The organism is Azospirillum sp. Sh1, from assembly GCF_008365135.1.
In the GTDB taxonomy this organism is placed as follows: Bacteria; Pseudomonadota; Alphaproteobacteria; order Azospirillales; family Azospirillaceae; genus Azospirillum; species Azospirillum oryzae.
On sequence record NZ_VTTK01000099.1, the window covers coordinates 1 to 707 of the forward strand.

A 707-nucleotide genomic window follows, 5' to 3' on the forward strand; every position below is an offset into this window, starting at 1 on the left:
TTCCCCGTCATCGGGTCCGTCCTTCCTGATGGGCGAACCAAGCTTATCCGACTGTCCGGGAAATGGGGACCAGCTCACCGCGCACAGTCGCTACGAAGATCAGCATCACGGATCGCCATGGCGCATCCGATGTAACCAGCATCAGAGGTCCGTGCAACCATGTTCACATACCCACGCACACGCTCAGTTTCCCGTTCCAGGAAGGCGGATGTGAACCAGCTAGGCATCACGCCGGCAGCAATGCTTGCCATGCCCCCGGTCCGAATAGCCTCGATTCGGCTTTGCCAAATCTCCGGCGGATCGATCACGCTTGCCGTACCGGCCAGCACCAGCGAGAGGACACGGTCCGGTTTCTTGACAGCCAGTCTTTGCGCCATCATTCCGCCGATGCTGAGACCACAGACATGTGCCTGGTCAATGCCAAGCGCATCCAGCAGACACACAGCATCGTCGGCCAGCATGTCCATGCTGTAAGCACCCGGCGTCGCATCGGTCAGTCCATGACCCCTCATATCATAGCGCAGAGTACGAATGCGACCGCCAAGGGCTTTTACCTGCTCATCCCAAATGTGGAAGTTCGTGCCAATCGAATTGGCGAACAGAACCACCGGGGCATTTGATGGACCAGTCATACCGACTCTCCTATGAAATGACCTTCTGGAGCCAAGGCGGGAAGCAGAGGGATATGATGCGGCCGGTTTCGGCGA

1 protein-coding gene is annotated in these 707 nt (G+C 58.0%); it reads right to left on the reverse strand.

Features of this window, described 5'->3' with window-relative positions:
- Positions 1-74: 74 nt before the first annotated feature.
- Positions 75-632 carry an alpha/beta fold hydrolase gene (locus tag FZ029_RS32795; RefSeq protein WP_149274385.1) on the reverse strand — a complete coding sequence of 186 codons (558 nt, stop codon included), beginning with the start codon at positions 630-632 and terminating at the stop codon, positions 75-77.
- Positions 633-707 lie beyond the last annotated feature (75 nt).

What these genes read in the sequence shown, in the direction of transcription:
- FZ029_RS32795 (WP_149274385.1), bottom strand. Translation starts at nt 632, where the DNA reads ATGACTGGTCCATCAAATGCCCCGGTGGTTCTGTTCGCCAATTCGATT.